General features: G+C 36.7%; 18 protein-coding genes. 6 read left to right on the forward strand and 12 right to left on the reverse strand.

All coding sequences use genetic code 11. The features are described from left to right. Window positions 1-58: 58 nt before the first annotated feature. Window positions 59-940, forward strand: coding sequence for an EamA family transporter (locus tag B9T35_RS01180; protein WP_086189304.1), 882 nt, complete (start codon window positions 59-61; stop codon window positions 938-940). 33 nt (window positions 941-973) lie between these two features. Here B9T35_RS01180 and B9T35_RS01185 read toward each other — a convergent pair whose 3' ends face one another. Then, a complete protein-coding gene (locus B9T35_RS01185; RefSeq protein ID WP_171264189.1) occupies window positions 974-3,199 on the reverse strand; it encodes a PKD domain-containing protein in 2,226 nt (741 codons plus the stop codon). Between the two features lie 215 nt (window positions 3,200-3,414). Beyond that, window positions 3,415-4,869, reverse strand: a complete 1,455-nt coding sequence (locus tag B9T35_RS01190) for a tetratricopeptide repeat protein (protein WP_086189306.1) — start codon at window positions 4,867-4,869, stop codon at window positions 3,415-3,417. Window positions 4,870-5,039: 170 nt separating this feature from the next. On the opposite strand from B9T35_RS01190, the gene B9T35_RS01195 reads away from it, so the two are divergent. After that, complete coding sequence (locus B9T35_RS01195) at window positions 5,040-5,915, forward strand: EamA family transporter (protein ID WP_086189307.1); 876 nt, start codon at window positions 5,040-5,042, stop codon at window positions 5,913-5,915. A 114-nt stretch (window positions 5,916-6,029) separates the two neighbouring features. On the opposite strand, the gene B9T35_RS01200 is transcribed toward B9T35_RS01195, so the two are convergent. The 3 genes from B9T35_RS01200 to truB form a co-directional block, all read right to left on the reverse strand. After that, complete coding sequence (locus B9T35_RS01200) at window positions 6,030-6,491, reverse strand: hemerythrin domain-containing protein (protein WP_171264190.1); 462 nt, start codon at window positions 6,489-6,491, stop codon at window positions 6,030-6,032. 134 nt (window positions 6,492-6,625) lie between these two features. After that, a complete protein-coding gene (locus B9T35_RS01205) occupies window positions 6,626-7,390 on the reverse strand; it encodes a sulfite exporter TauE/SafE family protein (RefSeq protein ID WP_086189308.1) in 765 nt (254 codons plus the stop codon). Window positions 7,391-7,417: 27 nt separating this feature from the next. Beyond that, window positions 7,418-8,323, reverse strand: a complete 906-nt coding sequence (gene truB / locus B9T35_RS01210) for a tRNA pseudouridine(55) synthase TruB (RefSeq protein ID WP_086189309.1) — start codon at window positions 8,321-8,323, stop codon at window positions 7,418-7,420. 143 nt (window positions 8,324-8,466) lie between these two features. On the opposite strand from truB, the gene B9T35_RS01215 reads away from it, so the two are divergent. The 4 genes from B9T35_RS01215 to B9T35_RS01230 all read left to right on the forward strand — a co-directional run bounded on the left by B9T35_RS01215 (window position 8,467) and on the right by B9T35_RS01230 (window position 13,350). Further along, on the forward strand, window positions 8,467-9,498 hold the full coding sequence (locus B9T35_RS01215; RefSeq protein ID WP_086189310.1) for a lipase secretion chaperone: 1,032 nt from the start codon (window positions 8,467-8,469) through the stop codon (window positions 9,496-9,498). Window positions 9,499-9,538: 40 nt separating this feature from the next. After that, entirely contained in the window at window positions 9,539-10,519 is a 981-nt protein-coding gene (locus B9T35_RS01220) for an esterase/lipase family protein (protein WP_086189311.1), read from the forward strand. A 152-nt stretch (window positions 10,520-10,671) separates the two neighbouring features. After that, window positions 10,672-11,643 carry an esterase/lipase family protein gene (locus B9T35_RS01225; protein ID WP_086189312.1) on the forward strand — a complete coding sequence of 324 codons (972 nt, stop codon included), beginning with the start codon at window positions 10,672-10,674 and terminating at the stop codon, window positions 11,641-11,643. Window positions 11,644-12,381: 738 nt separating this feature from the next. Beyond that, on the forward strand, window positions 12,382-13,350 hold the full coding sequence (locus tag B9T35_RS01230) for a lipase family alpha/beta hydrolase (RefSeq protein ID WP_086189313.1): 969 nt from the start codon (window positions 12,382-12,384) through the stop codon (window positions 13,348-13,350). A gap of 70 nt (window positions 13,351-13,420) precedes the next feature. Here B9T35_RS01230 and rplS read toward each other — a convergent pair whose 3' ends face one another. The 7 genes from rplS to B9T35_RS01265 form a co-directional block, all read right to left on the reverse strand. Further along, window positions 13,421-13,795 carry a 50S ribosomal protein L19 gene (gene rplS / locus B9T35_RS01235; RefSeq protein ID WP_086189314.1) on the reverse strand — a complete coding sequence of 125 codons (375 nt, stop codon included), beginning with the start codon at window positions 13,793-13,795 and terminating at the stop codon, window positions 13,421-13,423. 144 nt (window positions 13,796-13,939) lie between these two features. After that, on the reverse strand, window positions 13,940-14,680 hold the full coding sequence (gene trmD / locus B9T35_RS01240; RefSeq protein WP_086189315.1) for a tRNA (guanosine(37)-N1)-methyltransferase TrmD: 741 nt from the start codon (window positions 14,678-14,680) through the stop codon (window positions 13,940-13,942). Between the two features lie 42 nt (window positions 14,681-14,722). After that, window positions 14,723-15,271, reverse strand: coding sequence for a ribosome maturation factor RimM (gene rimM, locus B9T35_RS01245; RefSeq protein WP_086189316.1), 549 nt, complete (start codon window positions 15,269-15,271; stop codon window positions 14,723-14,725). 28 nt (window positions 15,272-15,299) lie between these two features. Beyond that, the gene (gene rpsP / locus B9T35_RS01250; RefSeq protein WP_086189317.1) at window positions 15,300-15,557 is read right to left on the reverse strand and encodes a 30S ribosomal protein S16; all 258 of its coding nucleotides are present in this window, start codon (window positions 15,555-15,557) and stop codon (window positions 15,300-15,302) included. Window positions 15,558-15,696: 139 nt separating this feature from the next. After that, window positions 15,697-16,182, reverse strand: a complete 486-nt coding sequence (locus B9T35_RS01255) for a type IV pilin protein (RefSeq protein ID WP_086189318.1) — start codon at window positions 16,180-16,182, stop codon at window positions 15,697-15,699. Then, window positions 16,176-16,640: a type IV pilin protein gene (locus B9T35_RS01260; RefSeq protein WP_086189319.1), complete on the reverse strand. Its 465-nt coding sequence runs from the start codon at window positions 16,638-16,640 to the stop codon at window positions 16,176-16,178. Before B9T35_RS01260 ends, B9T35_RS01255 begins: the two co-directional genes overlap by 7 nt. Window positions 16,641-16,652: 12 nt before the next feature. Next, entirely contained in the window at window positions 16,653-20,711 is a 4,059-nt protein-coding gene (locus B9T35_RS01265; protein WP_086189528.1) for a PilC/PilY family type IV pilus protein, read from the reverse strand. Window positions 20,712-20,717 lie beyond the last annotated feature (6 nt).

A 20,717-nucleotide genomic window follows, 5' to 3' on the forward strand; every position in this document is an offset into this window, starting at 1 on the left:
TATTGTTTGGTTGAAAACTGTTACTATTTACGCACTCATCAAAATTGTATTTAGTCACATGCTAAATCTTAAAAGTCCGTCTTATTTACAAGCAACTATTCTGCTTTTCATTGCCATGGTGAGTGTGCAAAGTAGCGGATCTCTCGCCAAAGTTCTGTTTGATCATTTCCCAGTATTAATTGTCTCTGCGATGCGGTTATTTCTCGGTGCAATCATTCTGGCTATTATTTTTAGAATTTGGCAAATCAATTTTAAATTGGTGAAATGGTCTTCGATTATTGCTTATGGTGTCGCTCTTGCAGGGATGAATGCTTTATTTTATTTATCAATAGAGCGTTTACCTTTAGGTATTGCGGTTTCATTTGAATTTATTGGACCACTGAGCGTTGCTTTATATTACGCACGACAGAAATTTGATTTTGTTTGGGTCGGACTTGCCATTTTAGGCTTGGTTTTACTGTTCCCTTTTGATCAAGCAGCTGAATCTTTAGATCCAATTGGGATTGCATTTGCACTTGCCGCAGGTGCTTGTTGGGCAATGTATATTGTTGCAGGACAAAGACCTTCTGGCATTTCAGGAAATCATACTGTCTGTTTAGGTATGTTTGTTGGGATGTTGTGTTTAATGCCAATTGCTGTTTTTTCTGGACTGTCTTTTGCTGTTTTTGAACCTTCAAATTTAATCTATTTTATTGCGCTTGCTATTCTTGCCAGTGCCTTACCTTTTACTTTAGAAATCATTGCTTTAAGAAATTTAACCGCTTTAAGTTTTGGAACACTCATGAGTTTAGAGCCTGCTATTGCTGCATTCTCAGGTTTTATATTTTTAGGTGAACAATTACTTTGGACTCAATGGCTGGCTTTAGCCACCATTATTTGTGCATCTATTGGTTGTACTTATACGACACAAAAAGCGAAGAAAAAAGCAGAAGATTTTTAGAAAAAAACCACCTTGAAAGGTGGTTTTTTATTTTCACTCTGGCATTTGATACAAGCTATAATCCCATGGAATTTCAATTACTTGATTTTCACTAAGTAATTCATTGGGAATTCCTGGTGTTCTTGTACTACTGTAATCACCATTCATCGAATCAAAAACGATAAAATCTTGAGGATTTACATTAGGTAAAACAATTGGCACAGTTTCGTTTTCATCCATATTAATCTTTCGATCAAAACTCAATGGTAAATTAGGATCATAATTACCCTTCAACCATTCATCTAGTAAAGCAGCTGGAATAATAAACACTCTAACTGAACATGCTTCGATTCCAACACTACATTTTAATTGTAGATTTTTAACTGAATTTCCAATGATTGTTTTCTGACTCAGTTGTATCTCTATTTTATTTCCATTCACTTTAAAAGTATTACCTGAATATTGTACCCATACTCCATTTTCTTGGCTTGGAAGTGAGTTTGCATTCCAATTTAAATTTACCTCTCCATCTAAATAATAAACTTGACCTGATGCTCGAGCATACAAGGTAATATTATTATCAGCTTTTACATCACACCCTACAGATGAACCATCAGCTAATTTGCACTGAATAAGATAAGGAATACTTTTCGTTGTTAAGTCAATCATTACATCATCGAAAGCACCTGAATTAGCAGTACCTTGATAGATCACAACTTGGGAACCTTGAACAACATAACTTGAAGCAGTCCATTTTTTTGATGTTCCGTTTGAACCACTAATGACAGTTCCACCTTCTTTAGAAATGGACTTATATTCTTGTTCATCATTTATTACGGAACAATCTGAAAAAGTATGATCAGGTAAGCGACAACGTATAAAGTTCTTAGACTTTGGTGCTCCTAATTGGATCGTAACTTGATCACCATTTGTTCCTGAACTAGCGACACCTTGTAATAAACCATTTGTCGCTGTCCAATCAACTTTAGAAATTTGATCATTTTTCGGTAAGCCAATATTGCCACTAAACATTAATCCTGATTCAGATATCCCACCATTTAACTTAAAGGCTAAACGAGAATTATCTTTATATTGAATTGTAAAACGGATATCACAACGAATTGGAATGTCGCCAGAGATACATTTTACAAAAGCACTACCACCTTCATTTAAATAAACAGGTTGATCCCAATTCCATGTAGAAAAGTGCTTAATTGTTGCTTGTACAGCTAAACCCGTTTTAGAGTCTTTTTCAGCAACAACTTTACCTGTACCTTCTTCAATCCATAATCCATCAATTTCTGAAAAATGCCACATTGGAATTACACTATCAATTCCTAAAGGTTTATTTTGTAAACTTGTAAAAGGCAAATCCATTTTAATATCCGCAGTTTTACCTGTTGCAAGTTGCAATTTATTTCCTTGAGCATCAAAAAATTCTGCAGTAATCATACCCGCACTAATCAATTGAACAATATTACCTTTTGCGTCTCTAGCAAAACCATTCGCTGGCATTGCATTAAGATCTGTACCAGTAATATCCCAAGGTGTCACTTTAACGATGACCTGACCCTTTGCTGTTACACCAGTAGATTCAATTACAAAGGAATTTTCAGCAAAAGTGATTGTTGCTCCTAAAGACATCGCAGATATGGTCTGAGTATCTTCAATATGAGAAATTAAAAGTGTATTTTTTACTGCAAGCAAAGAAGCTTGAACTGAATTTAAATCCTTAACATCAACTACAGTTGATTGAGTAATAAATCCATCTTTTTCAAAAGTAACAACCACTTTTGTTGTATTTTGAGCCAATGTTAAATTCAAATTCGCTTGACCATTTTGGTCAGTCGTTGCTGTTTGGCCTTGAATTGTCACTTTTGCATTAGGAAGTAAAGTTCCATCAGAACTTTGGATTAATGCTGAAACCTTTTGAGTTACCGCGACACCTTGTTTCACTGTAATTTTTTGCGTTGTAGCACTTATTTGCCCAGCTAAATCCGTTACGCTCAGTTTAACGACATATTTTCCAGCATTGGTATAAGTATGCTCTGTCGTCTGACCAGTGCCTTGGCTACCATCACCAAAATCCCATGCATAAACGCTAATTGCGTTCCCTTCTTTTGCTTTATAAACACTACTTTTACTTGCATCAAATTTGACAACTTCACCTGTGCTTGGTGCACTTGGCGTATAAATAAAATCTGCTGTCGGTTTGCAGGCAACTAAAAACAGGCTTAAAAATGCGAAAATCAACCATTTTATATAGTTTTCTGTTTTCATCATTTATACCTTTTTTATTAAGTGTTTTAATTATGTGACAAGAGTCACATTTTAAATTGTACTGTTTATTATTTATTAACAATTGGCTTTAAATTACAAAATGTCATCAAAATATTCAGGTTTATTTAATTATCCTTTACAGGAAAGCTTTATTAAGTGTAATAAAAAAGCTTCCTCAAATCTCTTCAAGAAAGCTTTTTTAGAGTTTAGTAGTATTAGTACTCTATCGATGCTGCTTCTATATGTTGATTTTGTTTGGCTAAATCTAGATATTTACTCGCAGTTTTTTTATTTTTACGAACACCTAGACCGTCTTTATACGCCTTAAATAATTCAAAATAAGCATCAATATCACCTAAATCTGCGGCTTGTTTTAAAAACTCCACACTTTCTTTCGCATCAGCCTCAACCCCTGTTCCATCTCGGTAAATTTGAGCCAAGAGAAAATGGGCACGTGCTGAATGTGCATCTTTTGCTTGGTGCAACCATTTGAGCATATCTTCAATATTATTTAGACGTTGTTCATAAATCGCCATACATAACATTGCTTGAATATGCCCATTTTTTGCAGCTTCCATTAATAATGGAATATGTTGCGCATGTTCAATCGGCAATAACATGGACAATTCAAATTGCGCATCACGATGATGATTTTGTGCAGCGCGTTCCAACCATTGTAAGCCAAGTTGAGCATCTTTCTCAGTGCCCAAACCATGTCTTAAACATTGTGCAAAAGAATATTGCGCATCTTTATTACCTGCCAATGCTGCCTGTTGCATTAAAGTAAAAGCCTGTTGACGTAAAGCATTTTTCTCTGCTTCGTTGGTCGTAATATCACTTTGCTTTAATAGTTCCACTGCAACAATATAAGCTGACTCAACATGACCATTATTGGCCGCTTTTAAGAAAAATGCTTGCGCAATTTCACTTGAACCATCTTTGCTTTTTTGCTCTAACAAAGCACGAACATAGCATCCATAAGCATCGTTCTGCTCTTGTGCAATATGTGCATATTTAAATGCTTTTTCAAGTTCATCATTTTTCAAATAATGAAATGCCAATAAAGCACAGGCAAAAGAATCATTCGTTGCTAAGTTTTCAAGCTGACGTTGAACCTCATCTTGATTAAAACCTTCATATTGAACAAATAGTTTTAAACTTGATTGATATTGATGATTTAAATAATTATCGAGTAACAGTTGCTGTGATTTTTTTGCATCTTGATTTAATAAAGCTTCTGCATAAATATGAATTGCTTCAGGATGGTTCAATTGCACAGCTTGTTGTAAATGAACAAGACCTTGTTGTGAATTCAATGTCTCCACAATTCCTTTACGAGCAATATGAAATAGCTCTAAATGAGCCAAAGCATCATTTAATTTCGCTGCATGTTGAAAAAATAAAATGGCTGATTGGACATCCTGTGGAACATAATGCCCCAATAAATGCCATTGCCCTAAAAGCGTACTTGCTGCTGCATAATTTTGATTAGATGCTTGAACCAATAAATCGACACGTTTTTGTGCGTCTTCATCTGATTGGGCTTGCCTCTGCTGTTCAGATTGTAATACCCATTGAAACCCAGCTTCCGCATTTCCCAAGCTCGCTTGTTCCAATAAATCTCGCTGACTCTGTTCAGAATTTATTGTATTTAATACTGTCTTTGACATCCTATACACCTGAATAACTGTGTCATTTTTCTATGATTTACATTTTAATCTTACCTGAGTTTAAGCATACTGAAATAAAAATATTAAATGATTATTCATATATTTTTGAAATGCTAAATTCAACATTAGAAAATGCTACACTGAATTCGTTCATTTTATAACGCTCATCTATGCCAAACTCTCAATTGACTGCTGTTTTTTACATGGTTCTGTCCATGGTGGCTTATCAAATAAGTGCATCATTTGCCAAGCAATTATTTACAGTTCTTGATCCACTCACAGTCGTCACACTGAGGCTTTGTTTTGCATCTGTACTGATCATTTTAATGTTCCGCTCATGGCGCATTATTAAAAAATTACCTGAATTAAAGTGGAAAGATTTACTGTTCTATAGTGGTTCTGTGTGCTTAATGAATGTGTTGTTTTATGCCTCTTTAGGTCGGCTTCCACAAGGCATTGCTGTGGGTCTAGAATTCTTAGGTCCTTTGACCTTGGCGTTACTCTCCATCAAACAAAAAAGTGATTATATTTGGGTTTGTCTTGCCATTCTTGGTGTGGCGTTGATGGTGCCTTGGCAAGATGCAGCAGCACATCATTTTTCTTATTTAGGTGCAGCTTTTGCAATTGGTGCAGGTGTGTGTTGGGCAGTTTATATTTTCTATGGACAAAGAGTAGTCAGACAGAATATCGGGATGCATGCTCTAACCATTGCCATTGTATTATCTGCCCTAGTGATGTTGCCAATTAGCGCAATACACAACCCTACAGCATTAATACAGACTCAATATTGGGGTCAAACCTTACTCATTGCATTATTGGCTACAGCAATACCATACGCTTTAGATTTGATGGCATTAAAACGTTTAAGTAAATTAAGTTATGGCACATTGTCTAGTTTGTCGCCTGCTATTGGTGCTATTGCAGGAATGTTCCTATTAAAAGAGCATATTAGTTTTTGGCAAAGCATCGCCTTGGCGTGCATTATGCTTGCATCTATTGGTGTAACGGTTCGAGCAAGCAAACAAAAGAATCTGATTGCTGATTAAAGTAATCATCATAAAAAAGATGGTGTATTCACCATCTTTCAATCGACTATAATTTAAATGAAAAATTTGAGCTTTGGCCTTTAGATGAAAATACTAAGCAGTTTAAATTACACATTAGGTCAAGCTATCTTTGCTTGAAGCCTTATATTTTTTATATTCCTTTAAATACTGTTTTGCCAAAGATTTTTTTTTTTTATCTTCTAAAATTTTTCCTGCTTGCTGAAAAAAACCGTGCTCCTCTTCTTTTAAATGATGATGTACCGTTTCATTTAATTTTTTAGCCAGAACCAACCAGCTTGAATGGCTAAACTCTGTTTCAGTCAGTTGCTCTAATAACTCATCCATTTTGTGGTGTTCAGATAAAGCATGCCGAGTAATATTCAAACCCGAATCAGTCATCATTAAAGGAATATAAAAATAGCGATCTTCTGCAACCGCATGTGCATACAATTCATTTTTTAGTAATTCAAACAATTCACGACGTTCAGTTGTATCGCCTGATGTTTGCACTAATTTTTCAGAAAGATCACGTTGTACTTCATGGCTTTCACGTAAAGCTTCAAAAATATTCATCATGTTTTCCCTCTCATTTTATTGTTTAATGAATCGCTTGATCATTATCGCTACAGCTTGATATTAAATATGCAACACCTAAACGTCAGTCACTTCCTGCAATATTTTGTATAATAAACTTTAATATTAAGAATAATTTACATCAACATTTGATAACTCAATCGACAAATTAAAATGCTAACGAGAATAAGGAAAAGAATTCGAATAAAACCACTGCCATATTTCAGTGCCATTTTCACACCGAAAATTGAACCTGCAACATTGGCGACTGCCATCATTAATCCCAATTGGAACAACACATGACCTGTGGGAATAAAGAAACTCAGCGCTGCAAAATTGGTCATGAAATTACCAATTTTAGACAAAGCAGAAGCATGTAAAAAATCAACTTTTAAATAACGAATAAAATAAAAGATGAAGAAACTGCCTGTTCCTGGTCCAAAAATTCCATCATAGAATCCAATGAGTAGACCACCAATCCCTGCCAAAATCAGGACTTTTTTCGTAATTTCCTGCTGAACATGTACCTGACCAAATTGCTTTTTGGTAAAGGTATAAATTGCAATCACGATGAGCATGAATAAAACAAAAGGTCGAAGTACCGATTGTGGAATCATTGAGACACAAGCTGCGCCACCAAAAGAACTAATACATGCCGTCACCGCAATTACGGCAAGTAATTTCCATTGCAGTTTCACTTGACGTAGATATGAATAGGCAGCAGAGGCTGTTCCACAAATGGATGCCAATTTATTGGTACCAAAAACCGTTGCTGTTGGATAATTTGGCAATGCACCCATCAATGCAGGAATCTGAATCAATCCCCCTCCGCCCACAGCTGCATCAATTGCACCTGCACAAAAGGCAAAGAAAACCAAACTAAGGATGATATCAAATTCCATCATTTTTACTCTTCTATATCCATATATTTAGAGATTCAGTACCCGTTTTGGCACTAAGCGTTTTTTATCGGTAATTTCAGCTAAACCTAAACATTTTTCACCATCAAACACTAAAACTTGCGCTTCAGCATCATGATCAATATTGCTTTCCATGCCTCGACTGAAATACTCAGCACGGCCTTCTGGCACTTGAATTTGCGTGAAATGTTGAACTGGTGCAAAAGCGGGTAAAAGCAAAGCCTCTCGTTCTTGCTCAGTTAAACTTTCCAAATATTCAATGGTATAACTTGGAATCAGGTCAAAGTGACCTGTTTGAATCCGATGTAGATACGTTAAATGCCCAAAAGTACCTAACGCTTCAGCAATATCTTCACCTAGAACACGAATATAAGTCCCTTTGGAACAAGTGACATCTAAAGTGATACTGGTTTCAGTATAAGATAAAAGCTCAATCGCTAAAATCGTAATAGGACGCGCTTCACGTTCTATTTCTATACCTTTGCGTGCCAACTCATATAAAGGTCGACCATCTTTTTTTAGGGCAGAATACATTGGGGGGACTTGGTGAATATCACCTCGGAACTGAGCCAATACCTGCTCAATATTCTCTAGATTTAATTCAGGAACTGCCCCTTCAAGTAGAACATCACCTTCGGTATCACCTGTTGTTGTGCTATTGCCTAATTGGATGGTGGTTTGATAACGCTTAACCGAATCTAAAAGGTAATGCGAAAATTTAGTCGCCTCCCCTAAACAAATCGGCAATAGACCTGAAGCCAATGGATCAAGTGCACCCGTATGCCCTGCTTTTTGTGCCCGAAATAACCAACGTACTCTTTGTAAAGCACCATTTGAACTGACACCCAAAGGTTTATTCAATAAAAAAACGCCACTAAGTGGGCGACGAATGATTTTCTGCGCTTTATTGGTCATTCATTGAAAGGTATATGAAATATTGAGTGCTATCTTATCAAATCCACTTGTCCATTTTTACAATTTTCACATGTGAATTTTATATTTTTATGTCAGATTGTTTTTTGCACAAAAATAAAATAAAGCAAGGAAACAATAACATTATGCAAAGTTTGCACAAAAAACATATTTGGATGATTGTCAGTGCAATTATTCTGGTTGTATTGACACTTATTCTTTGGCTAAAACCACAAAATCAAAATACATCTGTCCAAGCAGATAGCTCAAATACAAATGCAGTCGATCATGTTGCTGATTCAGCTATTTCTGCTAGCCAAGCTCAATCATTTGCCAGTAAAAGCCAGCAAGATATTCAAATTAACTGCCAAATTCGTTTAGACAATGCAAACCATTTAATTGTCAATGAACAAACCAAAGACTGTTTTGAGTTTTTCATGACGCAATATGGCGAAAAAACCATAGATCAAATTAAAACTGATTTTGTGACTTATTCTAAAGCCAGTTATAAAGAGCCTTTGCTGTCCCAATTGACTGACTTATGGTCGCGTTACATACAATACCGTGGACAAATGGGGGATATGCAAGCACCGAATGTGAGTAAAGATGATCCGAAATATTATCGTACCATTTTAACCAATATGAAGAATTTACGTAAAAAATTCTTTTCAAATTATGAAATTGAAGGTTTATTTGGTCAAGAGGATACTTATAACGACTACACCTTAGATCGTATGGATGTGATGGATGATAAGAATTTATCCGCGGAAGAGAAAGCCAAAAAATTAAAAGAGTTGTTTAATAATTTACCTGAAGATTGGAAAGAGAATTTACAACAACTTTCGCAACTTGAAGATTTAAGAAAACTCACTGCTGAGATTAAAGCACGTGGTGGTTCGGGTGAAGAATTACGTCAAATGCGTACCAACCTTGTTGGCCCTGAAGCGACTCAACGTTTAGAAAACTTAGACGTACAGCGTAATGACTGGAAGCAACGTGTTGATCAATATCTATCAGATCGTGATGGCATCATGAAAAGCTCAATGAGTGATTCTGCAAAACAAAGTGCTGTTGAACAATTACGCACTCAACAATTCAATAACCCACAAGACAAACTACGCGTACAAACTTTTGAAACAGTACATGATCAAGGAGGAAAATTACCATACGGCAATTAAGATAATGAAATAAACAACATTCATAAGTAATGGAAAATACATGATGAAAAAAACAAAAAATCTGATCGCTTTAGCAGTATTCACAACCCTAGCATTAGGATTGGGCACTCAAACACAAGCTTCAAAAGGTATTTTACAAATTAAGGAAACTGTAAAATCTGATTATGCTAAAACCAAATATCCGATTGTGATGACACATGGTTGGCTAGGTTGGTCGCGTATTGGAAATGATAGTTTTAATATCGACTATTGGTTCCAAATTTTACCTGATATGGCACGTAATGGCGCAACCGTGTTTGCTGCACAACTTTCTCCTACCAACACCACTGAAATTCGTGGAGAGCAACTCCTTGCGCAAGTTGAAGATGTCATCGCCATTACAGGGAAAGATAAAGTTAATTTAATTGGTCATAGTCATGGAGGACCAACTGTCCGTTATGTCGCTGCGATTAAACCTGCCTATGTTGCATCCGTTACAGGCGTTGGAGGCACATTCCGTGGCTCTAAAGTCGCCGATGATATTCAGAATAATAAAGGTACACGTACCTTTATGAATATTTTGGGTGATTATATTGTTGCACCCTTGATTTCTTGGGCACAAGGCAATCCTGATTTACCCAATGATTTTGATGCATCTATGAAATCACTCAGTGAAGTTGGCTCAGCCGATTTTAATCGTCGTTTTCCAACCACTGCATTGGCTTCAAATTGCAATCAAAGTGGGGCTAAAGTAGATCAAGGAATTTACTATTACTCTTGGGGTGGAACAGCTCAGACGACAAACTTACTGGATATTGATACGATTTTGATGCAATTAGGACCTTTTTCCTACGGCAACAAAGACAATGATGGCATGGTTGCCCGTTGCAGTACGCATCTTGGGCAAGTCATTCGAGACAACTACAATCTGAACCATACCGACCTTGCCAATATGATGTTTGGTTTAAAAGGCTTATTCGCTCAAGATCCTGTTGCTCTGTTTCGTCAACATGCCAATCGCTTAAAACTGGAAGGTTTATAAATCTTTTAAAATAAAATAAGTTCATACCTTGAGCTTATTTTTTAAATTTTGTCGTCATAAATACTTTTCAACAGTCACATAAAAGCTCAATTGAATAGAATATAAAATTTTTCAACTCAACCCGATAGCTAAGTAAAATAAAAGGATAAAGCATGAAGCTTAAAAATATAGCCATTAGTTTAACGTTATTATCAGCATTTACTGCAAGCCCAGTATTTGCCTCTAATCTTCAATCAGTCAAAAGTAGCAGTGTAACTTCTGACTATGCAAAAACTAAATATCCCATTGTATTTAACCACGGCATGTTTGGTTTCACCCGCCTTGGACCTACCAGCTTTGGTGTGGATTATTTTTATCAAATTCTGCCTGATTTAGCACGTAATGGAGCAACTGTCTTCGCCACCCAAGTTTCTCCACTTGAGACCACTGAACTTCGTGGCGAGCAACTTTTACAACAAGTCGATGAAGTGCTTGCGATCACGGGTAGTCCAAAAGTCAATTTGATTGGTCATAGCCATGGCGGCCCAACCATTCGTTATATTGAAATTGTCGCACCACAAAAAGTCGCTTCTTTAACGGCTGTCGCAGGCACAATCAAAGGCTCTAAAGTTGCCGATGATATTCTTAATAATACGGCGCTCAGTGTTATTTTCACGGTTGTGGGACAATATATTCTTGCACCTGCAATCGCACTCTTAGAAGGGAATCCAAATTTACCAGTAAGCTTGGAGCACTCTCTACAAAGTATTAGTGAAAAGGGTTCTGCTGAATTTAATGCAAAATATCCAAGTGCGGCAATCCCCACTGACTGTGGCAATGGACAAAAAATTACCAGCAATGGTGTCTATCATTATTCTTGGACAGGTACTTCACAAGTCACCAATATTTTTGATGTCGTTGATAGCGCTATTTCACAACTTGCTCCACTCTCTTATAAAAATAGAGACAATGATGGTTTAGTCAGTCGTTGTAATACACATTTAGGACAAGTCATTCGTGATAATTATGATCAAAGTCATTTGGATGAGGTCAACCAACTTTTAGGCTTACGTGGTTTATTCGCTCCTGATCCAGTCTCTCAATATCGCCAACAAGCCAATCGTTTAAAATTAGATGGTCTATAATTCAAATAAATATCAATCAGCTCATACCTTGAGCTGATTTTTTATAAATCAATGAGTATGCTACTTCATACTTTCTAATTTATCATTTGGGTTAAGCATAAAATATTAAGGCTTATGCACAATTTTAAATATCAATGTATCTTAAACATCTTGCATGACACGAATAAAAGACTTCTTAAATTTTTTAATCAATTGATTGAAAATAAAACCTTATTACATGATTTTTCATCTTTATTACCTCAAATTAATGAAAGAATTTTATTTAAATATTTAATATAAAACTTTGTATTTCTAATTTCAAAAATAGAATAATTATCAAATAAAATACACATCGAAATAAAGAAACTTAAATAGTAATGTTAAACACCCTATAGCAAATATATTTCAGAAACACAATCAAAAAATAAATATTACACTTCTATTTCATATATTACAGGGCATATTAAAAATATATCATCTGTTTCATAGTCATGACCAAAACCATCTGAATAGAATCATAAATAAATTACACTCAAAAATAATATATATAACTCAAATTTTGTTTATACTTCTCACAAACACACTAAATATTTGAAACAATAGAGTTATCTTTTTAATAAGATTCAACCTCATATTACATTACATTTACACCTTACCATTCATCATTAATTTGGTTATTTTTTATTCTTTTTTTAGATTTTCTATATAATGAACTAGACAATCGGATTTGTCATATTCAAATAAAAATTGAGAATCAATATGAAAAAGAAAATAGTTTTATCCAGTCTACTCAGTGTTTCAGCGCTATTCTGTGTTACCGCACAAGCATCTGTTATTACACAAGTAAAAGCCAATTATGTCACATCAGATTATGCAAAAACAAAATACCCTTTGGTTCTTGCACATGGCATGGCTGGTTTTTCTCGTATTGGAACAGATACTTTTGGTGTAGATTATTGGTACCAAATTGTTCCCGATTTGGCTCGAAATGGCGGAAATGTCTGGACAACCCGTGTTTCACCTTTTAACTCAACTGAAGTTCGTGGCGAACAACTTTTACAACAAGTGAATGAAATATTAGCCATTACTGGACAACCGAAAGTAAACTTAATTGGTCATAGCCATGGTGGACCGACGATCCGTTATGTTGGTGGCGTTATTCCTGAAAAAATTGCCTCTATGACTGCTATTGCCTCACCACAAAAGGGTTCACCGATTGCGGACTTAATTTTAAAAGCTGAAGGAACACCTCTTCAAGGACCACTTATAGCCGTCGTTAATTTGCTTTCTTCTGCGATTGTCTGGGCACAAGGTTTAGATCAGAATGAATTCCCAAGTGATTCATTAGCAGGTGCAAAAAGTTTAAATACAGCAGGTGCAACTGATTTCAGTAAAAGGTTCCCACTTGGTGTCTCTGCCTCTAGCTGTGGAGAAGGTGCATATCAAGAAAAAGGCATTTATATGTACTCATTCCTTGGGAATAGAAAATTAACCAATATTTTTGATCTAGATTCAGCAATGCTACTGACAGGCGCACTGATTAATGGCGATAGTGATGGTCTCGTGCCTAAATGCAGCGGGAAGTTTGGTAAAACCATTCGTGATGACTATGCTTGGAACCATTTTGATGAAGTCAATCAAGTCTTAGGTTTACGCGGATTATTTTCTCAAGACCCTGTTCAGGTTTATCGTGAACATGCCAACCGTTTAAAACTTCAAGGTTTATAAAATAACAGATCAATATAAGCATAAAAAATGCGCCTTAAGGCGCATTTTTTTCTCGTAGAAAAACTTAAAATTAAGCTTTAACTTTACGAGCTGGTAATTTTTCACGGATACGTGCAGCTTTACCAGACAATTCGCGTAGGTAATAAAGTTTAGCACGACGAACATCACCACGACGTTTCACTTCAACTTTAGCAACGATTGGAGAATGTGTTTGGAAAACACGTTCAACACCAACACCGCTAGAAATTTTGCGAACTGTGAACGCAGAGTTCAAGCCACGGTTTTTCTTCGCAATCACAACACCTTCAAAAGCCTGAAGACGTTCACGATCACCCTCTTTTACTTTTACAGAAACAATAACAGTATCACCTGGTGAAAATTCAGGAAGATCTGTTCTTAACTGTGCATTTTCAATAATTTGAACTAAAGGATGCTTACCGCTCATGTGGGTATCTCCGATATGTGCGAGTCAGAAGAGGTCTAATCATCGCGGGGTATAGAGGCTAAGCGCATACACCCGATTATCTTTCTCTTTATTGTTGACCATCTCAACCAATAAAGAGCCTATTAAAGAATACTTAAATTAAATTTAAGTATTGGTATCTTTTAGCCATTTTTTTTGCAGTTTTGTCAGCTCTACTTTTTCCACCAACTCTGGGCGGCGCTCAAGTGTACGCTGATAACGCTGTAAAAAACGCCATTTTTCAATATTTGCATGATGACCTGATTTTAATACATCAGGCACATCCAAACCTTCAAAATGATCGGGCTTAGTATATTGTGGGCAATCTAATAGACCATCCACAAATGAGTCTTGCACGGCGGATTGTTCATCTGACATGACATTCGGAAGTCTCCGAATAATACTGTCCAATAAAACCATCGCAGGAAGCTCGCCACCTGATAATACGTAATCCCCAATTGACCATTCCTGATCAACATATTGCTGGATCAAACGCTCATCAACACCTTCATAACGACCACACAATACAATCAACCCATCATATTCGACAAATTTCTGTACTGCAGTTTCGTTTAAGGTTTTCCCTTGCGGGGACATATACACCACAGGAACCTGAACACAACCTGCTTGCTTTGCAAGCTTTTTGGCATGATGAATCGCTTTTGACAGAGGTTCTGCCATCATCACCATACCCGGACCACCACCAAATGGACGTTCATCCACTCTTTTGTAGTTGCCCTCAGCATAATCACGAGGATTGATACAAGTTACTTGTACAATGTCACGCTTTGCTGCACGCCCGCTAATACCGTAGGCTGTAATCGCTTCAAACATTTCAGGAAAAAGCGTAATGACTGCAAAAAACATCGCAGACTCCTCTATTTTCCTGCTGCGTTCATCCTAAAAGGATTAATAATCCACGCCCCAATTCACGTAGATACGACCAGCTTCTAGATCAACTTTTTGCACCACATCTTTATGCCATGGAATCATGCGCTCTTCAGCATCAATACTGTCTGGTGTAGCGTGTACCACCATCACATCATTGGCACCTGTCTCAAACATTTCATGGATTTTACCGAGATTTACTTCTTGTTCAGCATCGTCTAGACCTAATACGATTAAGCCTTTCAAATCTGTCCAGTAAAACTCATCCATTCCTGCTTTCGGAAGTTGTGATTTTGAAATCCAGACATTGACGCCAACTAAACCATCTGCTGCAGTGCGATCACTCACATCTTTCAGCGAAACAACCAAGCCTTTGCCATGCGGTTTCCAACGTTTTACATCTATTGTTTGCCAACCTGCTTTGGTTTCAATGTACCAAGGCAAATAGTCAAAGATGTTGCTCATAGGTTCTGTATTGGAATAAACCCAGAGCCACCCATTTAATCCATATGCTGAACGTAACTGTCCAATCTGAATACGATCTTCGGGAACATTCTGTGTTGGTGTCATGGGCAATCTACTACCTAATTTGCAAAAATTATGCAGTAGCTGCAGCTTTCTTAGCTTGAGCAGCTAAAGAAGCAACACGTTCAGACGGTTGAGCGCCTTGAGAAACCCAATGAGCAAAACGATCAGCATCTAAACGAAGTTTTTCTGCTTTACCTTGTGCTGTAGGGTTAAAGAAACCAATACGTTCGATGAAACGACCGTCACGCGCATTGCGGCTATCAGTAACAATAACTTGATAGAAAGGACGTTTTTTAGCACCACCGCGTGCTAGACGAATTACAACCATGATAGAACCTTATAGTTTTTACGGATTATCCATGAACCGACCATCGGAACATTTCAAACCCCTTTCATAGAGGGCAATATTTTACGTTATCTTTCTTCCGAAAGAAAGGTCAATTTTTGTTTATCCACAAATTTGAATTTTATTTACCATCCCAATTTGAGGTGGCTGATGGTACACATGGCGTACCTAAATTTTTATCAGTACCCTTTATCCAACAACGCTCTCCACGAAAATTTAGAACAATATGACCATCGCTAAATTGCGCAGAAGAATTAATAGGCTCAGCAGTTAATACCCATCTATTAGAACCTAATGGCATTACTGTCTGTTGAATACCAGCTGCATTCAACCAATTAATATTAACATTATAAAGTTTCGTACTATCTAAAGGATAACCTGTGGCTAATCCCAAATCATTTAACGATGCACCTTCCAAAGTAAAGTTTGCAATTTTATAGCGCTGAATCTGAGCTGCTAATTCAACCATTGTTACTTGCATATCAACACGCTTTGTTCTACGTACATACTCCTGATACGACGGATAAGCTATAGTAGCCAATATTCCAATTATGACCACAACAATCATCATTTCTATTAACGTAAAGCCATGACGAATATTTACCATGCTTCAGCCCCTATACAGTTATAGCCCATTGTCGTTCCCATTTTTTTACACCGCAGCCCTGTACTACTGAATATATAACTATAATTTTTACTATCAGTAGATAAAGCTCGAATAAAATAATCCTGACCAGCAGCAGCTGCATCAGATAATGACTTACTTGGGTCTGTACCATCCTTTACATCAATATTATATTTAATAGATGTTCCAGTTGCACCTAAAGGCACAACTGTTGGGTTTGGACTTAAATTAAATCCAATATAATTAAAATTACGGCTTTTACTATGCTCAAGTAAAGTTGCTATACGTTGTACTTCTTGTTGCGCTTGAGCAGCAGTAGATCGACGTACAAAACTCTGATAACTCGGTATAGCAATTGCTGCAAAAATTGCAACAATTACTACAACGACCATTAGTTCAATTAACGTGAAGCCAAAAGCGCGTTTTAAATTTCCATTCATATCTGCGCTCCTTTATCGACTACTATATTCATACCAACGCTGAGGAACCAAACAAATATGACTTGCGCCTGTTGAAACAATGCCATCTTTAACAGCTGCACCACGGTTACCTGTAGCAACACAATAGTTTTTGTTGTTCGTACCATCATCTGGTTTTGGACCATCCTTATCCTTACATTGATTTGGATCTGTTATTGGGTCACAAACCTTAGTACATTTATCTGGGTCGGTTGCTGGGTTACATTTTTTATCATCTACAATAGGTGGAACTTGAATACCTGGTCCCACACTACAGCCATCGCTAGAAGTACATTCAGGAGGATTACTACCTGTAACTTTCACACATTGACCAAATGGCATACAAAACTGACTCAAAAAGCTTTCACCTTTTACACCAGCTCCACAGTCACCTGATAAGCCATCTTTACTACCATCAAAAGTTGTAACCAACATTCTGCCATTTAATACTACAGGGGTTGCAAATACTTTTGCACTCTGAGGTTTTTGTGATCTAAATCTAAAATACCAACCATTTCCTGTATAGGGTGCAACCAATGTTGTATTATCATTTCTATTGGTTTGAGTAACCTCTCCTAAATTGGATAATATCAAAGGTGCTGTCAATTTAGGGGTATAAGTTGAAGTAAATAAATCACGTGCTGTTACGTCTTTATCATAAATATTATAAACCGCATCATAATCACGCCCAGTTGTTCCTATAGTATAATCAACCAACGGATTACTTCTATTGCCACTACCTATTGAAATCACAGCAAAAGTATTCCCTGTATAATCATAAATAGAAAATGCAGGCATCTCATAAAAACGTGGACTTGTTCCACCCGTATTATTATGTAAGTTTAAAAGCATTTTAGGTGCTTTAGCAAAAGCGCCCAATGTTTTTGCATTATTATCTAAATCAATACGGAAGAGTTGCCCACCCAAATCACCAAAATATAGGTGATCTACAAGACCATCACTATTACGATCTTCAGCACGAATTTCACTTACTACACTATATTGTAAATTAACATCTTTAGTGCTAATTACACCTGAAGTAGTAGTTGCAGAAGAAGTTGCTGTTGCATTAGCACTTGCCCACCAGAGTAAATCACCTGTGTCGGCATCAAACATATAGACGCCACCACCTTTTTTATTGGTCTGATTATAGCCATTACCTTCATATCCAGCATACGGCCCTTTTATTGTTCCTGTACGTGCATCACCATCATCACCACCTGCATCATACCCTCCCCCAACAAACATAACTCGCTTCCGAGAACTCCCCCACCTCACCCAAGCAATTGTTGGCTTAGACCAGCTTTGCCCCATATATTGCAATTGAGTAAAGGTTTTACTAGAACCGCCGTAATATACTTTTTGATCTGCGGGTGATATTTGAAACTTCAACTTAGGATCATTCATGTTACCTAGATCAAGCGCATAATAACTACGCCCCCCCATGCGCAAACCACCATAGGCTAGTTGCGTACCTTGTTGATAATCTGTACCTGTACCAACAGTCAATGCACCATCGTTATCAACAACATACTCAGTATAAGTCGTCCAAGGGCCATCCACCCCATAAAACAAGTTATTTGTCCCGCCAGTAGTTGTCTTATACTCTAAAAATGCTTGTTTTTGATTCTCCACCATTTCATTGGGTGCAAAAGCAAATTTTTCTTTACCAGTAACTGCATCAACTACATGTAACAAGCCTTGTGTTGTTCCAAACAACACATAATCTTCTCTGCTCTCTGAAGCCAATACATTATTTTTATACGTGATAGTTCCCTTATTTGTTAATAGAATAGGAGATGAATGCATTACTGCACCTACTTGACGTAATTCTGGAGCAGTTGCTAAGTTTATCGAGCTAGGATTTGAGGCATCAACGTTATACCCTAACAAAGACATTAGATAGCCTCTATTCGCATCATTTTTATAATTAATATCTGTTAAATCTGTGGATTTAACTTGTCTAAGAGTTGTGCTATTTCCAAATGTAGCCGATGTTCCAGATCCACTAATTGTACGATTTGTCAATAATTTACGATTATCGGTATTCGCAGTGGTTCGTAATTCAAGTTGTGACTTAGCACCACCAATTAAAGCAAATTTTTTACTACCTACCGTATTTTCATCCGCATCTTTATTTGCATCAATAACAGTTTTAGCCCATAAATCATAGTTATCGACAATTCGCCCTTTGGAATCTGTAATTGAATTATTGTATTTATCTTTCAACACACCTAAAACAACATTATATTTTTTTAAATTACCAGACCAGAGTTGATAAGTTTTATCGGGTGTGGGATTAAATTGAGGGTAATATGCCTCTGTTTGTAAAACTGATGGATTTAAACTATCCCGTGCAATAGTTGGCGAACCTGTAGTTACTGCGGGGATATCAGTTGATAAACTATTAATAAAATTATTTACACTATTCACAACATCCTGAGAGCTTGAACCTGAATACCAGCCCCCTTCACCACGAATCCCCCATTCAGCGGCAGCTTTTTGAATTGTGTCAATGCTTCCTAAAGCAAGTAAATTATCTTCTTGATTTTTCTTTGGATCGTATGAACTTAAATTAGAAAATCCATTACCAAAACCAACCACTGCTGTTTTAATCTTAACTCCAGCTGGATTGGATGTATCTAATAGTTTTTGATTAAATGCTAATGCACAACTTGTAGCGATTTGTGACGAACCATTACCAGCTTGTTCTGTACATGAAAAACTAGAACTATTTAGTGCATTTTTCATTGCTTTCGCTTGATCATGTTGCCCTGATGGTGCTCCATCAGTTAATACATAAATCCCCTGCCCACTACATTTTTTTACTGCCTCAGTTTGACTTAATGATGCTGGCATTTCATATAGACTTCCAGCTACATTCTTTGTAGTTGTTGTATAATTAAATCCATGTGCATCATCAGAGCTACGTACAACATTTCCTTTAAAGTTGTAACATGTACCTGACTGATTTGACGTACTATTATTATTTTTCAATTTCACTGTACATTGAGCTTGAGTATATGCCGACAAATCTAAAGGTAAGAAATTAAACGGTCTTGCTGCAGTATTTGAATTGCTTGAACCTGGCCATTCTGTACACTGCCCTGAAGTATTCCAAGTATTACATTGCGTATAGTAAGTTGTAGATCCCGATGTGTAGCTAAAATAAACTTGTGCACCACTTCCAGAGGTGAAGTTAGTCAACTCCCCATCATTGAAAGTTTTCGTTCCCATTAAATATGCTGCAGCTTCAGCATATGCATTTCCAGTTGGAGTCCCCCCTCGTGCATATAATTTATTTGCGACTGCATCTAATAAAACTGCTCTATGTTTTCTTGTAATACCATTCATTACAACATCGTCACCTAATTTACGAGCAGGAACCAATACAAAACCATTACCTCCTATACCGTTAAATGAATATGCTGATAATCCAATAATTTTATCATCAGAAATAGCTGTAATACCCTTCGCACTATTGCCATTCAATAAATCAAACATTGCATCTTTTAGGCGCGTAATACGATCGTAATATCTATCTGTTTGTTTCTTTTTATAATAGTTAACTATAGCTCCTGATGTCGATGTGCTCATTTCAGCAGCATCAGCAGGTAAACTATCTATTTCTATAGAACAACTATTCGCTGAGGTTGTACCACTATCACCACATTTAAAGTACTTTATTGCACTTCCAGAACCAGTGCTTCGGTAGAAGTAAACATCATTTTTTACTGTGCAATAATAACGCGTATAAGTTGGTATTCCATTCGTAGAAACTATACTCCCACTATCGTAAACACTGGTTATCGATGAAGGAATATCACATGCTGATGCATCTCCCGTGAGCTGTGGAGCCCCCATACTTCCTGAGATATCAAACAGCATCATTAAAGTAATATCACCAGATTTTGCCTGTTGATATACATCAATATCACTGGCTTGAACAACACTACTCAAAACCATGCCTGTACCTAATGCCGAAACACAGACAGTTAGCAATTTAGGCTTCAAACTTCTAAAAAAATTCAATTTATTATTTTTAGTTTTCATCATCTG

The sequence above is a fragment of the Acinetobacter sp. ANC 3832 genome, from assembly GCF_002135415.1.
In the GTDB taxonomy this organism is placed as follows: Bacteria; Pseudomonadota; Gammaproteobacteria; order Pseudomonadales; family Moraxellaceae; genus Acinetobacter.